At 70.0% G+C, this 18,587-nt stretch carries 21 protein-coding genes; 10 read left to right on the top strand and 11 right to left on the bottom strand.

What is annotated here, in order from left to right; genetic code table 11:
- Positions 1-99: 99 nt before the first annotated feature.
- The 7 genes from ACWF7A_RS18585 to uraH form a co-directional block, all read right to left on the bottom strand.
- A complete protein-coding gene (locus ACWF7A_RS18585) occupies positions 100-1,506 on the bottom strand; it encodes an NCS2 family permease (RefSeq protein WP_452251677.1) in 1,407 nt (468 codons plus the stop codon).
- Between the two features lie 90 nt (positions 1,507-1,596).
- Entirely contained in the window at positions 1,597-2,058 is a 462-nt protein-coding gene (locus ACWF7A_RS18580; protein ID WP_452251676.1) for a nucleoside deaminase, read from the bottom strand.
- A gap of 20 nt (positions 2,059-2,078) precedes the next feature.
- Positions 2,079-4,265 carry a molybdopterin cofactor-binding domain-containing protein gene (locus tag ACWF7A_RS18575; RefSeq protein ID WP_452251675.1) on the bottom strand — a complete coding sequence of 729 codons (2,187 nt, stop codon included), beginning with the start codon at positions 4,263-4,265 and terminating at the stop codon, positions 2,079-2,081.
- Positions 4,262-5,614 carry an 8-oxoguanine deaminase gene (locus ACWF7A_RS18570; protein ID WP_452251674.1) on the bottom strand — a complete coding sequence of 451 codons (1,353 nt, stop codon included), beginning with the start codon at positions 5,612-5,614 and terminating at the stop codon, positions 4,262-4,264. The genes ACWF7A_RS18575 and ACWF7A_RS18570 overlap by 4 nt, the downstream gene beginning before the upstream one ends.
- Entirely contained in the window at positions 5,611-6,072 is a 462-nt protein-coding gene (locus ACWF7A_RS18565; protein WP_452251673.1) for a (2Fe-2S)-binding protein, read from the bottom strand. Before ACWF7A_RS18565 ends, ACWF7A_RS18570 begins: the two co-directional genes overlap by 4 nt.
- Positions 6,063-6,923, bottom strand: coding sequence for an FAD binding domain-containing protein (locus tag ACWF7A_RS18560; protein WP_452251672.1), 861 nt, complete (start codon positions 6,921-6,923; stop codon positions 6,063-6,065). The genes ACWF7A_RS18565 and ACWF7A_RS18560 overlap by 10 nt, the downstream gene beginning before the upstream one ends.
- A gap of 2 nt (positions 6,924-6,925) precedes the next feature.
- On the bottom strand, positions 6,926-7,240 hold the full coding sequence (uraH, locus tag ACWF7A_RS18555; RefSeq protein ID WP_229693486.1) for a hydroxyisourate hydrolase: 315 nt from the start codon (positions 7,238-7,240) through the stop codon (positions 6,926-6,928).
- 128 nt (positions 7,241-7,368) lie between these two features.
- Between uraH and ACWF7A_RS18550 the strand changes: the two genes are divergently transcribed.
- The 10 genes from ACWF7A_RS18550 (at position 7,369) to ACWF7A_RS18505 (ending at position 16,148) form a co-directional block, all read left to right on the top strand.
- Complete coding sequence (locus ACWF7A_RS18550) at positions 7,369-8,808, top strand: PucR family transcriptional regulator (RefSeq protein ID WP_452251671.1); 1,440 nt, start codon at positions 7,369-7,371, stop codon at positions 8,806-8,808.
- 57 nt (positions 8,809-8,865) lie between these two features.
- Entirely contained in the window at positions 8,866-9,072 is a 207-nt protein-coding gene (locus ACWF7A_RS18545; protein ID WP_452251670.1) for a hypothetical protein, read from the top strand.
- Positions 9,073-9,138: 66 nt separating this feature from the next.
- Positions 9,139-9,462: a hypothetical protein gene (locus ACWF7A_RS18540; protein WP_452251669.1), complete on the top strand. Its 324-nt coding sequence runs from the start codon at positions 9,139-9,141 to the stop codon at positions 9,460-9,462.
- A gap of 47 nt (positions 9,463-9,509) precedes the next feature.
- Positions 9,510-10,241, top strand: a complete 732-nt coding sequence (locus tag ACWF7A_RS18535) for a hypothetical protein (RefSeq protein WP_452251668.1) — start codon at positions 9,510-9,512, stop codon at positions 10,239-10,241.
- 120 nt (positions 10,242-10,361) lie between these two features.
- Positions 10,362-11,204, top strand: coding sequence for a helix-turn-helix domain-containing protein (locus tag ACWF7A_RS18530; RefSeq protein WP_452251667.1), 843 nt, complete (start codon positions 10,362-10,364; stop codon positions 11,202-11,204).
- A gap of 97 nt (positions 11,205-11,301) precedes the next feature.
- Complete coding sequence (locus ACWF7A_RS18525) at positions 11,302-12,201, top strand: superoxide dismutase (protein WP_452251666.1); 900 nt, start codon at positions 11,302-11,304, stop codon at positions 12,199-12,201.
- Positions 12,202-12,426: 225 nt separating this feature from the next.
- Complete coding sequence (locus ACWF7A_RS18520; RefSeq protein ID WP_452251665.1) at positions 12,427-14,790, top strand: nitrate- and nitrite sensing domain-containing protein; 2,364 nt, start codon at positions 12,427-12,429, stop codon at positions 14,788-14,790.
- On the top strand, positions 14,787-15,221 hold the full coding sequence (locus ACWF7A_RS18515; RefSeq protein WP_189155882.1) for a roadblock/LC7 domain-containing protein: 435 nt from the start codon (positions 14,787-14,789) through the stop codon (positions 15,219-15,221). The genes ACWF7A_RS18520 and ACWF7A_RS18515 overlap by 4 nt, the downstream gene beginning before the upstream one ends.
- Positions 15,221-15,586, top strand: a complete 366-nt coding sequence (locus ACWF7A_RS18510; protein WP_452251664.1) for a DUF742 domain-containing protein — start codon at positions 15,221-15,223, stop codon at positions 15,584-15,586. The genes ACWF7A_RS18515 and ACWF7A_RS18510 overlap by 1 nt, the downstream gene beginning before the upstream one ends.
- Complete coding sequence (locus tag ACWF7A_RS18505) at positions 15,567-16,148, top strand: GTP-binding protein (RefSeq protein WP_452251663.1); 582 nt, start codon at positions 15,567-15,569, stop codon at positions 16,146-16,148. Before ACWF7A_RS18510 ends, ACWF7A_RS18505 begins: the two co-directional genes overlap by 20 nt.
- Here ACWF7A_RS18505 and ACWF7A_RS18500 read toward each other — a convergent pair.
- The 4 genes from ACWF7A_RS18500 to ACWF7A_RS18485 are packed head-to-tail and all read right to left on the bottom strand — an operon-like array spanning position 16,145 to position 18,578.
- Positions 16,145-16,513: a hypothetical protein gene (locus tag ACWF7A_RS18500; RefSeq protein WP_452251662.1), complete on the bottom strand. Its 369-nt coding sequence runs from the start codon at positions 16,511-16,513 to the stop codon at positions 16,145-16,147. The genes ACWF7A_RS18505 and ACWF7A_RS18500 overlap by 4 nt on opposite strands.
- Entirely contained in the window at positions 16,510-16,824 is a 315-nt protein-coding gene (locus ACWF7A_RS18495; RefSeq protein ID WP_452251661.1) for a hypothetical protein, read from the bottom strand. Before ACWF7A_RS18495 ends, ACWF7A_RS18500 begins: the two co-directional genes overlap by 4 nt.
- A 4-nt stretch (positions 16,825-16,828) precedes the next feature.
- Positions 16,829-17,692 carry a 3-hydroxybutyryl-CoA dehydrogenase gene (locus tag ACWF7A_RS18490; protein WP_452251660.1) on the bottom strand — a complete coding sequence of 288 codons (864 nt, stop codon included), beginning with the start codon at positions 17,690-17,692 and terminating at the stop codon, positions 16,829-16,831.
- Positions 17,685-18,578, bottom strand: a complete 894-nt coding sequence (locus tag ACWF7A_RS18485; RefSeq protein WP_452251659.1) for an NAD-dependent epimerase/dehydratase family protein — start codon at positions 18,576-18,578, stop codon at positions 17,685-17,687. Before ACWF7A_RS18485 ends, ACWF7A_RS18490 begins: the two co-directional genes overlap by 8 nt.
- Positions 18,579-18,587: the final 9 nt, after the last annotated feature.

The raw sequence follows: 18,587 nt of genomic DNA, 5'->3' as shown, positions 1-18,587 counted from the left end.
CCGACCGGCCCACACGCTCGCTGGTTCGCACCCTGTTCACTAACCCACCCCCCGTGGTTTGGGGGCTGGGCGGGTTGGCCCCCCGGCCGAGCCCGCACGTCACTTGCCGGTGATCAGGTCCACGCCGAAGTACACGGCGAACATCAGGGCGAGGCCGGTCATCAGCCAGCCCGGCCAGCGGCCCTTGCAGACGCGCAGCACGACGAAGGACACGAGGCCCGCGCCGATGCCGTTGGTGATCGAGTAGGTGAACGGGATGATCGCGATCGTGAGGAAGACCGGGATCGTGTAGTCCGTCTCCTGCCAGGGGATCCGGCGGATCTGGGTCATCATCAGTCCGCCGATCACCACCAGCGCCGGGGCCGCCGCCTGCGCGGGCACCACCGTCGCGAGCGGCGTGAAGAGCAGTGCCACCAGGAACAGACCGCCGGTCACCACCGAGGCCAGACCGGTGCGGGCGCCTTCGCCAACGCCCGCCGCCGACTCCAGGAACACGGTGTTCGGGGCGGACCCCGTGACGCCACCGGCGATCGCGCCCGCGCCGTCGACCATCAGGATCCTGCCCATGCCCTCGACCTTGCCGTCCTTGGTGAGCCCGGCCTCGTCCGACACCGACGTGATCGTGCCCATGGCGTCGAAGAAGCCGGACAGCACCAGCGTGAACAGGAAGATCGTCGCCGCGATCACGCCGGCGGACACGAAGCCGCCGAACAGGTCCACGCGCCCGAACAACCCGAAGTCCGGTGAGCTGACCACTGAGTCCGGCAGCGACGGGGTCACGAGCCCCCAGCCCTCGACGTCGAACGCGGCGTTCACGCCGATCGCGACGAGGGTCGCCACCACGATGCTGATCAGCACGGCACCGGGCACTCCGCGCGCCATCAGCACGATCATCAGCAGCAGGCCCAGGCAGAAGATCGCGATCGGCCAGCCGCTCAGGTGGCCGTCGATCCCCATCCGCACCGGCACCGTCGAGCGCGCCGCGTCCGGCGTGCGGGTCACGAAGCCGGCCGAGACCAGTCCCACCAGTGCGATGTAGAGCCCGATGCCCACGGTGATCGCGATCTTCAACGGCTCCGGGATCGCGTTGATGATCCGCTCGCGGACCCCCGACGCGGCCATGATCACGATGCAGATGCCTTCCAGCACCACGAGACCGAAGGCCTGCGCCCACGTCATCTCGGGTGCCATCTGGAAGGCCACCACGCCGTTGACGCCGAGACCGGCGGCGATGGCGAGGGGTGCGTTGCCGACGAGTCCCATGAGGACGGTCATCACGCCGGCGGCCAGCGCCGTCGCGGTGGTGATCTCGGCGATGGTGAGCTTGGCCCCGGTGATGTCCGCGGACGCGCCGAGGATCAACGGGTTCAGCAGCACGATGTACGACATCGCGACGAACGTCGTGATGCCACCGCGCACCTCACGGCCCAAAGAGCTGCCACGTTCGGTGATGCGGAAGAACTGGTCGAGGGCCGACGTCGATTGTCGGCTCCGTAACTGGGTCATGGAGGACGGCCTTTCCCATGCCGGTGGGCGCGTTCCAACGCCGGAACGCGTTTGTGCGATGCAAGCTCCGGTCAGCAGAAGGCTTGTGGCCTAGTAGTCGATGCGAGTCGCGAGGCCCAACCACGCGGTGAACGGGGCGTTGTCCTCACCCGTGGAGATCTGGTGCACAGGAAGGTCCCAGTCGGAACGGGACTTGCTGAACAGCTCGTAGAACTCCCGGTCGTCGAACCCGGCCGCCGCCGCGTCGTGGCGGTCGGCGGCGTAGATCACCTTGTCCACGCGCGCCCAGAGCGCGGCGGACAGGCACAGGGGACACGGCTCGCACGAGGAGATCAGCGTGCAGCCGGTCAGCTTGAAGTCACCGAGCGCCTGGCAGGCCGCGCGGATGGCGACGACCTCGGCGTGGGCGGTCGGGTCGAGGTTCGGCGTCACCTGGTTCACGCCGGTGGCGATCACCTCGCCGTCGCGGACGATCATCGCGCCGAACGGGCCTCCGCCGGAGGCCACGTTCTGGGTCGCGAGGTCGATGGTGGCGAGCAGATGTGCTTTCACAGCAACGAACTCCAGAGATTCTAAGTACCGGTGAGGTGTTCCGGACGGACCGGGACGCGGGTGAGCGCCAGGCCGGTCGCCGCGCGGATCGCCGCCACGATCGCCGGGGTCGACGAGATGGTGGGTGGTTCGCCGACGCCGCGGATGCCGTACGGGGCGTGCGGGTCGGCCAGCTCGAGCACGTCGATGCTCATCGGCGGCATGTCGAGCACGGTGGGAATGAGGTAGTCGGTGAAGGACGGGTTGCGCACCTTGCCGCCGGAGGTCTGGATCTCCTCCATCACCGCGAGGCCGAGGCCCTGGGCGGACCCGCCCTGGATCTGGCCCACGACGGCCTGCGGGTTCAGCGCCTTGCCCACGTCCTGCGCGCAGTCCAGCGCCACCACGCGCACCAGGCCGAGGTCGACGTCCACGTCCACGACGGCGCGGTGGGCGGCGAACCCGTACTGGACGTGGGCGTTGCCTTGTCCCGTCTCGGGATCGAGCGCCTCGGTCGCGCGGTGCCGCCACTCGGTGGTCTCGTCGATGATCTCGTCGCCGATGTCCGTGCGACCGGCCAGACGATCGAGCACCAGAGCGCAGGCGGCCTTCACAGCACCGCCGGTGACGTACGTCTGGCGCGAGGCCGAGGTCGAGCCGCCGTTGCCGATCGTGGTGTCCATCGGCAGCACGGTCACGCGCTCGATGCCGAGCTCGGTCCGCACGATCTGCTGCATGATCGTCACCAGGCCCTGGCCGACCTCGCACGCGGCGGTGTGCACCGCGGCGGCCAGCTCGCCGTTGACCATCGAGACCCGGACGCGGGCGGTCGAGTAGTCGTCGTAGCCCTCGGAGAAGCAGATGTTCTTGATGCCGACCGCGAACCCGACGCCGCGGACGACGCCCTCGCCGTGCGTGGTGTTCGAGACGCCTCCCGGCAGCTCGCGGATGTCCGACGACGTGCTCGCGGGCAGTGGCTTGTCCTGCACCAGCTTCAGCAGTTGCGCGACGGGCGCGGCCGAGTCGACGACCTGGCCGGTCGGCATCACCGAGCCCTCGGTCATCGCGTTCCGGACGCGGATGTCGACCGGCGACATGCCGAGCGCCTCGGCGAGCTTGTCCATCTGGGACTCGTAGGCGAAACCTGCCTGCACAGCGCCGAATCCGCGCATCGCGCCGCACGGCGGGTTGTTCGTGTAGAGGCCGTACGCGTCGATCGTGACGTTGTCGACCTCGTACGGACCGACGCCGAGCGTCGCCGCGTTCGCCACGACAGCCGGAGTCGAGGAGGCGTATGCGCCACCGTCGAGGTACATGCGAGTGCGGATGTAGACGAGCTTGCCGGTGTGGTCCGCGCCGTGCTCGTAGTACAGCACGGCCGGGTGCCGGTGCACGTGCCCGTAGAACGACTCCTCGCGGTTGTAGACCATCTTCACGGGCTTGCCGGTGTGCAGGGCCAGCAGGCACGCGTGCACCTGCATCGACAGGTCCTCACGGCCACCGAACGCGCCGCCGACGCCCGACAGCGTCAGCCGCACCTGTTCCTGCGGCAGGCCCAGGGCGGCCGCGATCTGGTCGCGGTCGACGTGCAGCCACTGCGTCGCGATGTACAGGTCGACCGAGCCGTCCTCGGCCGGCACCGCGAGCCCGGACTCCGGCCCGAGGAACGCCTGGTCCTGCATCCCGACCTCGTACCGCCCGGACACCACGACCTCGGCCTCGACGTCCTGCGAGCCGCGCCGGATCGGCACGTGCCGCACCAGGTTCCCGCCGGGGTGCAACGGGGTGTCCTGCGCCGCGGTCTCCATGTCCACCACGGGTTCCAGCACGTCGTAGGTCACGACGATCTTCTTCATCGCCCGCTGCGCGGTCTCCGGGTGGTCCGCGCCGACCAGCGCGATCGGCTCACCCTGGTAGCGCACGACGTCCACGGCGAGCACCGGCTGGTCCTTGTGCTCCAGGCCGTACAGGTTGCGGCCGGGTACGTCGGAGTGCGTCAGCACCGCGTACACACCCGGCGTCTTGAGCGCCTCGGTGATGTCCACCGACGTGATGCGGGCGTACGGGTGCGGTGAGCGCAGGGTCGCGCCCCAGATCATGTCCTCGTGCCACAGGTCGGACGCGTAGGCGAACTCGCCGCGCACCTTGAGGTTGCCGTCCGGGCGCTGCGGCGACGTCCCGATGCCACCCGACACCGCGGAGGTGAGTTCGGCGGGAGTGAGGGTCATCGCGCTGCCTCCTGGAGCTTCAGGCTGGCCGCGGAGAGCTCACGCGCCAGTTCGTCGGTCGACGCCGTGAGCAGAACTCCGTCCCGCACCACGACCTCACCGCCCACGATCAAGAGTTTCAACGGCGGGGGAGTCCCCAGCACGAGTGCCGCGACCGGGTCCGCGATCCCCGCGTGGTCCAGTCCGGACAGGTCCCACACGGCGAGGTCCGCGACCTTGCCCGGTTCGATCGAGCCCAGCGAGTCCGCGCGGCCCAGCACCTGTGCGCCGCCCATCGTGCCCATCCGCAACGCCTCGCGGGCGTTCATCGCGGCAGGTCCGCCTCGCTGGCGTGCCTGGTAGAGAGCGGAACGCAGCTCGACGACCAGCCCACCGTCCTCATTGGACGCGGCGCCGTCGACGCCGAGCCCGACCGGGGCGCCGGCGTCCAGCAGGTCGCGGACCGGAGCGATCCCGGTGCCCAGCCGCCCGTTGGACGTCGGGCAGTGCGCGGACCCGGTCGAGGTCGCGCCGAGCCTCTTCACCGCGTCGGAGTTGAGGTGCACGGTGTGCGCGAGCCACACGTCCGGGCCGAGCCAGCCGAGCTGCTCGGCGTACTCCGTCGGCGTGCAACCGTTCTCCGCCAGGCACTGCTCCTCCTCGTCCACGGTCTCGGCGAGGTGCGTGTGCAGCCGGACGCCGTGACGACGGGCCAGCGAGGCCGCGCCGGTCATCAGCTCGCGGGACACGGAGAAAGGTGAGCACGGTCCGACGGCCACCCTCACCAGCGCGTCGTCCGCGGTCGAGTGGTGGTCGCCGATCGCCTGCTCGGTCGCGATCAGCGCGGCCTCGGTCTCCTCGACCAGGTTGTCCGGCGGCAGTCCGCCGTGCGACTGGCCGCGGTCCATCGACCCGCGGATCGCCTCCAGCCGGATGCCGATCCGCCGCCCCGCCGACACCAGCGCGTCGAACACGTCGCCGCCGCCGGACGGGAAGACGTAGTGGTGGTCGGCGGCCAGCGTGCAGCCCGTCAGAGCGAGCTTCGCGAGGCCTGCCGACGCCGCCGCGTGCGTCACGGTGTCGTCCAGCCCGCGCCACACCGGGTACAGCGCGGTCAGCCACTCGAACAACGTGGCGTCGGTCGCGAGCCCGCGCGTCGCCCACTGGTAGAGGTGGTGGTGGGTGTTGATCAGCCCCGGCGTGACCAGGCACGACGACGCGTCGACGTAGGTGTGCGACTCGTGGGGGCGAGGCGCGGGACCGGAGCCGACCGACACGATCCGGCCGCCGTCGACCACGACGTGCCCGGACGCGTGCTCCGTCCCTGCCTCGTCCACGGTGGACACCGCGCAGCGGTCGAGGACGATCATCGGCGCGACGCCGCCAATCGCACGGCGTCCAGGATCTTCTCGTAGCCCGTGCACCGGCAGAGGTTTCCGGCGAGCGCCTCGCGGATCTCCGGGTCGGACGGGTTCGGCACGCGGTCGAGCAGGTCGTGCGCCTGCACGACGAGTCCGGGCGTGCAGAACCCGCACTGCACCGCGCCCGCCTCGACGAACGCCTCCTGCACCGGGTCGAGCTTCTCGCCCTCGGCCAGGCCCTCGACCGTGCGCACCTCGCGGTCCTGCACCTGCCCGGCCGCGACCAGGCACGCGCACACCGGCACCTTGTCCAGGTACACCGTGCACGACCCGCACTCGCCCTGTTCGCAGGCGTTCTTCGAGCCGGGCAGTCCGAGCCGCTCGCGCAGCACGTACAGCAGCGACTCGCCCTCCCACACGTCGTCGGCCTGGCGCTGCTCGCCGTTGACCGTCACGTTCACGCGCATGCCCGCTCCCCGTCCAAGAGTTCCTGCCAAGCCCAGCCGAGCGTCCTGCGAGCCATCACGGCCAGGGCGTGCTTGCGATACGCCGCCGACCCGCGCACGTCGTCGATCGGCGACGCGGCCCGCGAGACCAGCTCGCCGAACTCGCGCTTCACCGAGTCGAGCAACGGCTGGGGGTTCCTGAAGTCCACCGCCGAGGCCAGGAACTGCTCGGCCTCGGGAGCTCGTCGCGGCGTCGGAGCGGCGGACCCGACCGCCGCGCCGACGCGGTTCTCCTCGGGGAACAGCGAGATCCCGAACGAGCACACCGCGATCACCATGGCGTTGCGCGTGCCGACCTTCGAGAACTGCTGTGGCCCCTGGGCAGGCGTGAGGTGAACGGCCACGATCAGTTCGTCCTGCTCCAGCGCGTTCCTCTTCACCCCCAGGTAGAACTCGGCGGCGGGGATCATCCGCGTGCCGCGCACGGAGGCCACCTCGATGACCGCGTCGGACGCCAGCAGCACCGGGTGCGTGTCCCCGGCGGGCGAGGCCGCGCCCAGGTTGCCGCCGACCGTGCCGCGGTTGCGGATCTGCGGCGACCCGACCGTGCGCGAGGCCATGGCGAGTCCGGGCAGCTGGGCGCCGAGCTCGTCGATGATCCGCGCGTACGGCACGCCCGCGCCGACGCGCAGGCCGTCCGACCACTGCTGGAGCTCGGGGACCCTGGTGAGGTCGAGCAGGGCGGAGGGCCGTCGGTGGTCGTAGTTCAGCTCCACCATGACGTCCGTGCCGCCGGCGATCGGCACGGCGTCAGGGCGCTGGGCTTTCAGCTCCAACGCCTCCGCAAGCGTTTCCGGTCGAAGGAAGTCCATCGTCAGCTACCTCGGTAGGTGGAGTAGGCGAACGGCGACAGCAGCAACGGCACGTGGTAGTGCTGCGCCGGATCGGAGTAGTCGAAGGTGAGCACGACCTCGGGGAAGAACGGCGCCGCCTCCGAGGTGTCGAACACCAGCCGGTAGACCCCGGCTTCCAGGCCTTCACCCCAACCGGTGATCCGGCCGTCGGTGTTCGTCTCGGCGTTCGCCACTTCCGACCCGTCGCGGCGTCGCAGCGACACGGCGATGCCGGCGAACGGCCTGCCGCGTGCCGCGTCCAGCACGTGCGTGGAGATCGTCACTCGCCCTCCCATCTGGTTGTGAGCCAGTACACAGAGGCACGGCTGTCTTCCTCTACGGCAGAAGTACATGAATCGCCGGGCTCCTGCATGACGAGTATTTGTGCTTTCCTACAAACACGAATGGACGAAAGTGACCTGTCATGTTGCTGCTGCGGACGTTGCTGCAGATGCCGGAACTGCGCCTGAGCCTGCACACCGGTGAGGACCAGCTCGACCGCACCGTCACCCGCGTGTACGGAACGGAGCTGCCCGACCCCAGCCGGTACCTGTCCGGAGGGGAGCTCGTGCTGTCCGGCCTGCTCTGGCACCACGGCCCGCAGGACTCCGAGACGTTCGTCCGCTCGCTCGCCTCGGCCCGCGTCGCCGGTCTGGCCGCGTCCGAGACCGAGAACCGCGCGTTGCCCGACGACCTGGTCGACGCCTGCGAACGCCACCACGTGCCGTTGCTCGAGGTGCCCGTCGACCTGTCGTTCGCGACCATCACCGAACGCGTCTCTATGGAACTGGTGGGGCTCTCCCGCCACCGCCGCCTGCTCAACGTCGTCGCGGAGGGCTCCGGCCTACCCGCGCTGCTGCTCGCCGGCGGCCACGAGCTCGGCGCGTCGTGCTGGGTGCTCTCGACGGCGGGCCGGGTCGTCGCGGGCGGCGAACTGCCGGACCGCCTCGCCCTGGTGAAGGAGTTCCTGCAGGCCGACCGCCTCCCGAAGACGGTCAAGGGAGTCACCCTCGTGCCCGTCTCCGAACGCGGCGGCACCCGGCTCACCAGCTGGATCCTCGTCGTCGGCGGCAGCGCCCAGCAGGAGGCCGCCACCGAGCTCGCGTCGCTCGTCGGCCTGGAGAGGCTGCGCGAGGCGCAGGGCCGCCAGATCGAGAACCGCACGGCCGCGCCCCTGGTGTCCGCCGTGCTCAGCGGCTCGGCCGACGTCGAGTCCAGGCTCGCGGCGGCCGGCCTGGAACGCGCCCAGCTGAGGATGATCAGCGCGGTGACCTCCGACCAGCGGACCGACCTCGCCGCGGCCGTGCTGGAGGAGGCGCTGCCGCAGGCCCTCGTGACCCCCGTCGGCGACACCGTCTACGCGGTGGCGAAGGCCGGCGACTCGCAGCCCGACGACCTCCGCGAGTCGATGCGCGTGATGGAACCGGGCCTCGGCTCCTCCCGAGTGCTCGTCGGCATCAGCTCGCCCGTCACGTCCCGCGGTCTCCGCGGCGCCGCGGAGGAAGCCACGCACGCGCGCCGGTTGGGCGAACGCCGTGGCGGCCGCACGTGTGTGGTGGCGGGCGAAGAGATCGCACTGCACCAACTGCTGCTCGCGGGCGTGCCGGAGGAGCTGCGCACCTCGTTGCGGCGCCGGCTCCTCGGGCCCGTGCTGGACTACGACGCCGAGCACGGGTCGGATCTCGTGGGCACGCTGAAGGTGTTCCTGGACTGCTCCGGCTCGTGGACGGCGGCCGCGGCCCGGTTGCACGTCCACGTCAACACGTTGCGCTACCGGGTGGGCCGCGTGGAGGAGCTGCTCGGCGCGGACCTCGCGGAGTTCGAGGCGCGCGTGGACCTCTTCCTGGCGTTGCAGGCGGGGTAGCTTGGCACGGTGCCCGACCATCGGCCGATAGAACGAATCGCGGCCGACCTTCGTCGCGTGCGCCGGACGCGGGCCGGGTTCGAACCCGGGGCGTCGGCCGCGAAGAAGATCGGTGCTCGTCAGGCCTACGACGCGCTGCTCGTGCAGGCCTGCGCGGCGCTGGAGGTCGAGCACCACCTGCTCTCCCTGCCCGAGGGCGTGGACCGCGAGATCGAGCGGTTCCGGGTCGAGGAGCGTCTGAGGAGTCTCGGTTTGTCACTCTGATGGCTGATGTCACTTGAGCCTTCAGGCTGATGCTGGGGCGGCCGTGCGCTTCCTACTGTTCCGGGCATGAAGACCGCCGCCTTGCTCGTGGGCCTGCTGCTGGCCGGGATCTCCGGCTGCGCCGTAGCGCCCAGCATCCGCGTGGTGGTCGAGGGAACGGGCACGACCGACCAGCTCACCTACACGTTCCCCGGTGAGGAGGAACGGACCCTGCGCAACCCCGACCTGCCGTTCGAGCGCATGGGCAAGCGCAAGGGGAGGGTCGTCGTGCGGCTCGAAGGGGTGCACGGCGAGCTCACCTGCAAGATCATCGTCAACGGCCGGCAGGTGCGGTCGTCGACCTCGAGGTCCGGTGCCGCGCTCACGTGCGATCACTCTATGGCCGTCTGATGAAAGCGGAGGAAAGCCCGTAGCTTCAACGTGTCGGGGAGGTACGGGTGAACAGTGACGTGCTGGCTGTCGAAGCCATCGGGGTCATCAGGGGCAAGAACGACGTACCACCGCGCTTGCGGCCGCCCGCGCCGCCGCGGCACTTCGTGGGCAGGGACGCCGAGCTGGCGGGCATCAGGGCCGGGGTGACGGTGCTGCACGGCGCGGCCGGGGCGGGCAAGACCGCGCTCGCGTTGAAGTGGTTGCGGGACAGGGGATCCGGTGCCCAGCTCTACCTCGACCTGGCCGCGCACGACCTCGGCCGGGTGCTGCGGGCGTTCGGCCTGAACGCCGACCCCGCCGACGAACCGGCGGTGTTCCGCAGTCTCGTGCTGCGTCGCCAGTTCACCCTGTTGCTGGACAACGCGGACTCGGCCGAGCAGGTGACGCCGCTGCTGCCGGCGTCCGGCACCGTGCTCGTGACGAGCCGCCGGAAACTCGACCTGGGGCAGGAGATCGAGGTCGGTCCGCTGCCCGACGACGGACGGCTCGGGCCGCTGCTCGATCTGTCCTATGTGGAGCTACCGGAACGGCAGGCGCGGCTCTACCGGCTCTGCGCGTGGGAGCCGGACGCGTTCGGCGTGCCGGTGGCGGCGGCGATCGCGGGGGAGCCCGAATGCGACGTCGAGGACGCGCTGGACGACCTGGTGGAGAAGTCGTTGCTGACCGAGGTCGGCGACTACGCGTTCCGGTTCCATGATCTCGTGCGTGCCCATGCGCGCGCACAGCGCTATCACTAGAGAAGTAGGCTCGGAGCGCTGAACGCCAAGCGCTCCGGTGAACGAACTTCCTTGCCAGTAAAGGGTTGTCCACACCGCCCGTCCCTTTCGGGGATCCGAATTGGTCATATCCTTCGCGTCATGCCGAAGGATTTCCGGGCCACGACGCTCGAACGCGCCATCGGGCGGCAGCTGGCCGGGTGGCGCGCCGAACGCGAGCTGAGCCTCACCGAGGCCGGCCAGCGCGTGGGGTTCAGCAGCGCCAAGCTGTCCATGATGGAGAACGCGGTGCAGCCGTCGGCGCCCGTCGACGTCATGGCGCTCGGGTACGTCTACAAGGTGCCCGCGGTGGAGTGGCAGGCCGTGGTGTCGCGGGCGCAGCACGCGGAACGGGAGCGAGCGCGCTCGTCGGGCGGCGGGGTGGTGTTCGACCCGGCGGCGGACTTCGCGAACCTCGTGTTCGAGGCGACGCTGCTGCGGGTGTTCACGACGGACCTCGTCCCGGCGGTGTTCCAGCTCCCCGGCTACACGGACGCGGTGCTGCAGTCCGACGACCCGGTGCGCACGGCGCGGCTCGCGATGGTGCGGGAGGCGTGGGCCTCACGGCGGCACGACAAGGACCCGTTGGTCGCGCACGCCGTGTTCCCGGAGGCGGTGCTGCGGCACGTGATCGGCGGGCCGCGGGTGATGAAGGCGCAGCTGCTGCACCTGATGGAGGTCAGCGAGCACCCGGCGGTGAGCGTGCGGGTGGTGCCGAGGGGCGCGGGGGCGTACCCGGCGATGGGGTCGCCGTTCACGTTGCTCGGGTTCCCGCACCGGCAGCACAACGACGTGGCCTACCTGGAGACGTTCATCAAGGGGGAGTACGTCGAGGATCCGGAGCTGACGCAGGAGTGCGCGTCGAGGTTCGCGAGCCTGCAGGAGGCGGCACTCGGGGAGGGCGAGTCGCTGGAACTGATCGCCGAGGCCGCGGCTGACCTGTAGAGATGTCGGATTCCTGAGAAAACTCCTGTTCGCCGCCCAGCAGGGGAAGGATCAGGGCGCACGCGATCCGACAGACATCCTCTGGCAAGGAGGCGGCATGTACCGCAGATTCGGTGTCCTGCTCGCGGCGGTCCTGGGCGTCACGCTCACCGCCGCGGCGCCGGCCACCGCAGACGGTTCGAAGAGTTTCCCGACCGAGTTCGCGCTGCCCAACGGCTGGCAACCGGAAGGCATCGCGATCAGCGGCACCAAGGCCTACTTCGGGTCACGGGCCGACGGGTCGATCTACGCGGCCGACCTGCGCACCGGCAAGGGCAAGGTGCTCGCGCAGGGGCCCGGCACGCCGTCGCTCGGCCTGAAGGTCGACGACCGCAAGCGGCTGTGGGTCGCGGGCGGCACCGGTGGCGACGCGCGGGTCTACGACACCCGGTCGGGCAGGTTGCTGGCGAAGTTCCAGTTCGCGACCGCGGACACGTTCGTCAACGACGTCGTGCTGACCGAGAGGTCGGCGTGGTTCACGGACTCCCGCAAGGCAGTGCTCTACGAGGTGCCGTTGAGCCTCAAACCGCACCGCACGCTCGCGCTGACCGGCGACCTCGTCGTCACCCCCGGTGCGACGAACCTCAACGGCATCGTCACCGGGCTCGACGGCGGACTGATCGTCGTGCAGAGCAACACCGGAAAGCTGTTCCGGGCCGATCCTCGGAGCGGGAAAACGGCCGAGATCAATTTGAGCGGTCAAACACTCACCAATGGCGACGGTCTGTTGCGTGAGGGGCGGCAGTTGTACGTGGTGCAAAACCGCCTGAACAAAGTCGCGCGCTACACGCTGAGCCGTGATGGCGCGACGCTCGCGGCGGAACGCACGGACCCGCGGTTCGACGTTCCCACGACGGTGGCGGCGTTCGGCAAGCGGCTCTACCTGCCGAATGCCCGGTTCAGCACGCCTCCGACGCCGGAGACGACCTACACCGTCGTCGCGGTCGAGCGGCCGTAGGAACGGGACGACGGAACTAGCCCGTACGGGGGTTCTCACTAGGGAAGAACCCCCGTACCGGGTGTTGCTGCAGTCACTCGACTGGGTAGCCTGCCAACCGCGTAGTGCGTGTGATCGCTGTCATTGGGTAACGATGATCTCTCGCCGTAACCTAATTACAGCCGAAGGAGTTACTCAGGTAACCCGCAGCGCTAGCCGTGGGACACAGGAGACCGTGAGAGCGCTGTGAACGAGAAGAGCGGTTACACACCGACCAACTACCGGACCATTCGGTCCCGGCTGGCCGGTGTCGTGGTCGTTCCCAGCGTGGTGCTGCTGGTCATGTGGGCCGTTTTCTCCTCTTACACCCTTTTCGACGGTTTCTACATGCGGTCGGTCGCGGCCGGGGTGAAGGGCGCGACGATCCCGTCCGTCGATGCGCTCGCGGGCCTGCAGAAGGAACGGCAGCTGACCCTGGAGGTCCTCAGCGACGCCGAGGGCGTCGACAAGGGCGGCCTGAAGCGCCAGCAGGGCGTCACGGACGAAGCGGTGCGCAAGATGAAGGACGCGCTCGCCGAGCTCTCCGAACCCCAGGACACCGTCGACCGGGTCAACGCGCTGAACTCCGTGCTGGGCGAGCTGCCGCAGCAGCGCGCGAACGTCGACTCGGGGTCGGCGAACCAGCAGGCGGTCTACGACTACTACAACAGCCTCCTCGACTCGGGCATCGCGCTGCTGTCCCGGCAGGCGCGTCTCGTGCCCGATTCGGAGGCGAGCCAGGCGAGCGTCCAGGCCATCACGATCTTCCAGGCCTCGGACTGGCTCTCGCGCGCCGCCACGATCGGGTCGCGCGGGTTGCTCAACGGCACGCTCACCGCTCCCGAACGCGTCGAGTTCGCCCGGCTGACCGGCGCCTACCACTCGGGCCTCGACGCCACGATCCCGTTCGCGCTCGAGCAGCCGCGCGTTCAGTACGACCTGCTGCGCGGCAGCGCCGAGTACCGGACGCTGCTCGACCTCGAAGGCAAGATCATCAACGGCGACACGGCGGTCACCGACGCGCGGTGGCGCGGGGCCGCGAGCCCCGTGCACGACAACCTCGTCGGGCTCGCCGTCACGCAGGCCCGCGACGCCGCCGACCTCGGTCTCGACAAGGCCGACAGCCGGGTCGCCGCGGTGCTGATCGGCAGCCTCATCGCGTTGCTCGCGGTCGTCGTCGGCATCGTGCTCGCGTTGCGCATCTCGAACCGGCTCGTGTCGAAGGCCCTCGTGACGCGGCTCGCGTCGCTGCGGGAGGACACGCTGCGGCTCGCGCAGGAACGGCTGCCGCACATCGTCGCGCGCCTGCGCGGCGGCGAGCAGGTGGACGTCCACCGCGACATGCCGCCGCTCGACTACGGCAACGACGAGATCGGGCAGGTCGCCGACGCGTTCAACGCCGCCCAGTACACGGCCGTGGCAGCGGCGGTGAAGGAGACGCAGGCACGCGAGGGCGTGAACCGGGTCTTCCTCGACATCGCGCACCGCAACCAGGGGCTCGTGCACCGGCAGATCAAGCTCCTCGACAAGCTCGAACGCGAGGAGGAGCACCCCGAACGGCTCGACTCGCTCTTCCAGCTCGACCACCTGGCGACCCGCGCCCGCCGCAACGCGGAGAACCTGATCATCCTCGCCGGCGAGCAGCCGGGCAGGCAGTGGCGCAAGCCGGTGCGGCTGAGCGACGTCATCCGCTCCGCCGTGGCCGAGACCGAGCAGTACGTCCGGGTCAGGGTCAACCCGGTGCCCGACCGCGCCCTGGTGGGGGTGGCCGTCGCCGACACCATCCACCTGCTCGCGGAGCTCGTCGACAACGCGACGGCGTTCTCGTCGCCCCGCTCGGAAGTGACCGTCCACTCGAACGCCGCGCCGCACGGCCTCGTGGTGGAGATCGAGGACCACGGCCTCGGCATGACGCAGGAAGAACGTCTCCAGGCCAACGCGAAGCTCTCCAACCCGCCCGACTTCGAGACGATGGCGTTCCGCGGCGAGTCCCGCCTCGGGCTGTTCGTCGTCGCCCGGCTGGCCGCACGGCGGGGCATCAAGGTCGAGCTGCGCGACTCGCCCTACGGCGGCACGGTCGCGTTGTGCGTGCTGCCGCCGAACATCGTCGCCCCGCACAACACCGCGGGGGACATCACCGAGACCACGCAGATGCCGGTGCGGTCGTTCCACGACACGTACCACGGGCACACCGAGGACCACCCGAGCTTTCCCGTGAAGGTGAATCCCGAAGTGCAGGAGGCACTGAACGCGGGGCTGAACGCGCTCGTAGAACCTGGTATGAGCGCACTCGCACCCGCGGCAGGTCCCGCAGCAGATGCATCGGTGGACGAATCGACCCCCGCGGCACCTCCGGCCCAGGACGGGAAGGCACCCCTTCCCCGCAGGAAGAAGCGGCAGAACCTCGCGCCGCAGCTCATGCAGTCCTCGGAGGAGCCGCCACACGCCGAGCCGGTGATCGGCGACAGGTCGGCCGAGCGCACCCGTGACGGGTTCGCCGCGTTCCAGCGGGGTACCCGTGACGCCCGGCTGACCGACGACTGGAGATCAGAAGGAGCCCCCTCGTCATGAAGGACACTGCAAGCCAGCACGGCGAACTGAACTGGTTGCTGGAGGACCTGATCCAGCGAGTGGTCGGCGCCCGCCACGCGGTCGTGCTGTCGGCGGACGGACTCCTGCTCGGCCGTTCGGCCGGGCTGTCCCGCGACGACTCGGAGCACCTGTCCGCGATGGCGTCGGCGTTCCAGTCGCTCGCCCGCGGGACCGGCCGCCATTTCGGTGGTGGAGCCGTTCGGCAGACCATCGTGGAGATGGAGCACGCATACTTGTTCGTGACCGCTGCCGGTCACGGCGCCTGCCTGGCCGTGCTGGGTGAGGAGGACGCGGACATGGGCATGATCGCGTACGAGATGAACATGCTGGTCAAACGCGTTGGCACGTACCTCTCGTCGGCTCCTCGCGCGGAGACCGCGACCGTGCCCTCGGCGCGTGAGTCGCGCTGATGACCGCGCGGGAGGACTGGTGGTACGACGAGGCCGCGGGGCCGCTGGTGCGGCCCTACGCGATGGTGCGTGGCCGCACCCGGCCGAACGCGCCTGACCTCCACCTCGTGACGCAGGTCCGGGCGTCCTCGTTTGCGTCCGACCAGACGTCGCTGACGGTCGAACATCGCGAGATCATGGCCCTGTGCGCACGCCCGCTCTCGGTCGCCGAGGTAGCCGCCTACCTCGACGTGCCGCTCGTCGTGGTGAAGGTCCTGCTGTCGGACCTCATCGAGCGCGGTGACGTGCTCGTGCAGACTTCCTCCCCCAAGGTTCCCGACAGGGATCTCCTGCAGGCCGTACTGGATGGTGTTCGTGGGATCTGATGGCCAGCTGACCGTGCCGACCGCGGTCAAGATCGTCATCGCGGGCGGGTTCGGCACCGGCAAGACCACGATGGTCGCGTCGGTGTCCGAGATCCCGCCGCTCCGGACCGAGGAGCTGCTCACCGAGGCCGGCGTGCACGTCGACGACCTCGCCGGCATCGAGGGCAAGGACACCACCACCGTCGCCCTCGACTTCGGTCGCATCACCATCAACACCAAGGTGGTGCTGTACCTGTTCGGCACGCCCGGACAGAACAGGTTCTGGTTCATGTGGGACGAGCTGGCGACCGGTGCGATCGGCGCCGTCGTGCTCGTCGACACCCGGCGGCTCGACTCGTCGTTCCCGTCGATCGACTTCTTCGAGCACCGCGGGATCCCGTTCATCGTCGCCGTGAACTGCTTCGACGGGTCGCAGCTGTACGCGGTGGACGAGGTTCGGCACGCGCTGGACCTCGACGAGCAGATCCCGGTGGTGCTGTGCGACGCGCGGAACCGGGAGTCGTCCAAGGCGGTGCTGGTCGAGCTGATCCAGCACTCGATGAACCGGCTGGCCGCGGTCTAGCGGTCGCTGACGTGGTGCGCGTCCGCCGGCCAGGTGCCCGTGCGGACGACGTGCCCGGCGATGCGCAGCGCCTCGGGCAGCGGGACCGTGTCCGCGTCCGGGTACTCGTCGGACTGGCCGTTGGACAGCACGAAGCCGTCGCTGGTCGCCGAGGCGCCGGGATCGGTGGCGTGCTCGCCCGCGTCGCCCTCGCCGTCCAGCAGCACGAGCATCGCGCGTTCGGTGTTGGTGACGAACGTGAGGGAGCGGCCGGACCCGCTGGTGAGCCAGGTTTCGAGGTGTCCGGCGTCGATGCGGGCGCGAAGAACGGCGCCCACCTCGTCTGGTGCGAGGGGGACGCCGTCCAGGGCCCAGCTGTCGGTCACTTCGGTTCGTCGCCGCGGAGGCGGCGCACTTCCTGGAGGAGCTGCCGCACGTCGTCAGCGGCGTGTCCCACGAAGTCGACGACCGCGTCGAGCCTGGCGTCGGGGGACGTCCACTTGTCCTGCCCGACGAAGACCTCCACGTACATCTCGTGATCGAGATCCGGGTCGCCGTCGAGACGAACGAAGCTCGGACCGCCGGTCGCTCCGCGGGTTTCGAGGAACGTCGTCCACGGCCGCGGCGCCACTTCGAGAGCGCGCCGCAACCTGTGTTCGATCTCGTCGAGGTCGTTGACCGTGAGCCCGTCGCTCATGCCGCTACTTCGCGTAGTTGTGGAACCCGCGGCCCGACTTCTTGCCCAGCAGGCCCGCGTCCACCATGCGCAGCAGCAACGGCGGCGGCGAGTAGAGCGGCTCCTTGAACTCGTCGTACATCGACTCGGCGATGGCCTTCGTGGTGTCGAGGCCGATCAGGTCGGTGAGGCGCAGCGGGCCCATCGGGTGCGCGCAGCCGAGCACCATGCCGTTGTCGATGTCGTCGGCCGAGGCGAAGCCGGACTCGAGCATGCGGATCGAGGAGAGCAGGTAGGGGATCAGCAGCGCGTTGACCACGAAGCCGGCGCGGTCCTGCGAGCGGATGACCTCCTTGTGCAGGGTCTCGCGCACGAACGTCTCGGCGCGGTCCTGCGTGGCGGCGCCGGTCAGCAGGGACGGCACGATCTCCACGAGCTTGAGGACGGGCACCGGGTTGAAGAAGTGCACGCCGATGACCTGCTCCGGGCGGCCGGTGGCCATGCCCAGCTTCATGATCGGGATGGACGACGTGTTGGACGCGAAGATGGCGTCCTCGTCCGTCACGACCTTGTCGAGCGTGGTGAAGACGTCGGTCTTGATCTGCTCGTTCTCGGCGACCGCCTCGACCACGAACTGCCGGTCGGCGAACTCGCCGATGTCGGTGGTGAACCGGATGCGCCCCAGAGCGCCGTCGCGGTCCTCCTCGCTGAGCTTGCCGGACTTGACGCCCCTGGCGAGCGAGGTGGCGATCCGCCCCTGCGCTGCCTCGGCCGCGCCCGCGTTGACCTCGACGACGATGACGTCGAGACCGGCGCGTGCGCTCACTTCGGCGATTCCGGAGCCCATGAGGCCGGAACCGACGACTCCCACACGTTGAATGTCACTCACGCGACCGATCCTGCCACGAGTGGCTCGAAACGAGGTCGCGGAGCGTCTCCTGCACGGTGAACGCGTAGTCGCCGACCGGCCGGTAGCCGAGGCGCTCGGCCGCGGAGGTGTCCAGGACGAAGCCGCGGTGCCACGGGTGCAGGCCCGCTTCGGCGTGGTCCAGCAGGATCTCGTGCCACGACCAGCCGAGCGAGCCAGCGATGATCCGCGAGATCTGCAGGCCGTTCGGGGCGTCCGGGTCGGCGGCGTTCAGCACCCGCGCGCCGGGGCGCAGAGCGGCCGTCTCGATCAGCGCGGCCAGGTTCGCGGCGGCGGTCGGGTGGTCGACGCCCTCGCCGCGGGAGGCCAGCACGACGACCCGGTTCCCGGCGAGGATCCGTTCGACGAAGTACCGCTCCAGCGGGCGCTTGTTGCCCGGACCGTGCACTTTGGACGGTCGCAGCACGGTGACCGGCAGGCCGCTGTCGAGCAACGTCCGTTCCGCCGCGACCTTGTTCGGCCCGTAGCCCTCGCGCGTGAACGGGTCCGAGTCGAGCGGCGCGAGCGTCGGCTGGTCCTCGGTGACCGGGCCGTCGAAGCGGGGAGCTTCGGCGGAGTTGACGTGCCTGCCGCGGGAGTCCGCGTACACGGCCTTGGCGGAGATCATCACGGTCGAGACCGCCTTGCGCGCCAACGGCAACAGCGTGCGTGCGTCGGCGGCCGAGTAGCAGAGGGTGTCGACCAGGAGGTCGGCTCCGTCGCCCATCGCCCGGGCCAGGGCGCGGGGATCGGTGCGGTCGACCTCGCGGCCGGGGGCGTCGACGGTCCAGCCCGCCTGCCGCAGACGCCGAGCGGCGGCACGGCCGATGAGGCCCGTGCCGCCGAGGATCAACGCTCGCCCGCTCATGCGGGCCAT

It is taken from the genome of Lentzea sp. NPDC055074 (assembly GCF_053608005.1).
Note: the sequence above shows the minus strand (reverse complement) of the source record. Positions and strands in the feature narration are given on the sequence as shown.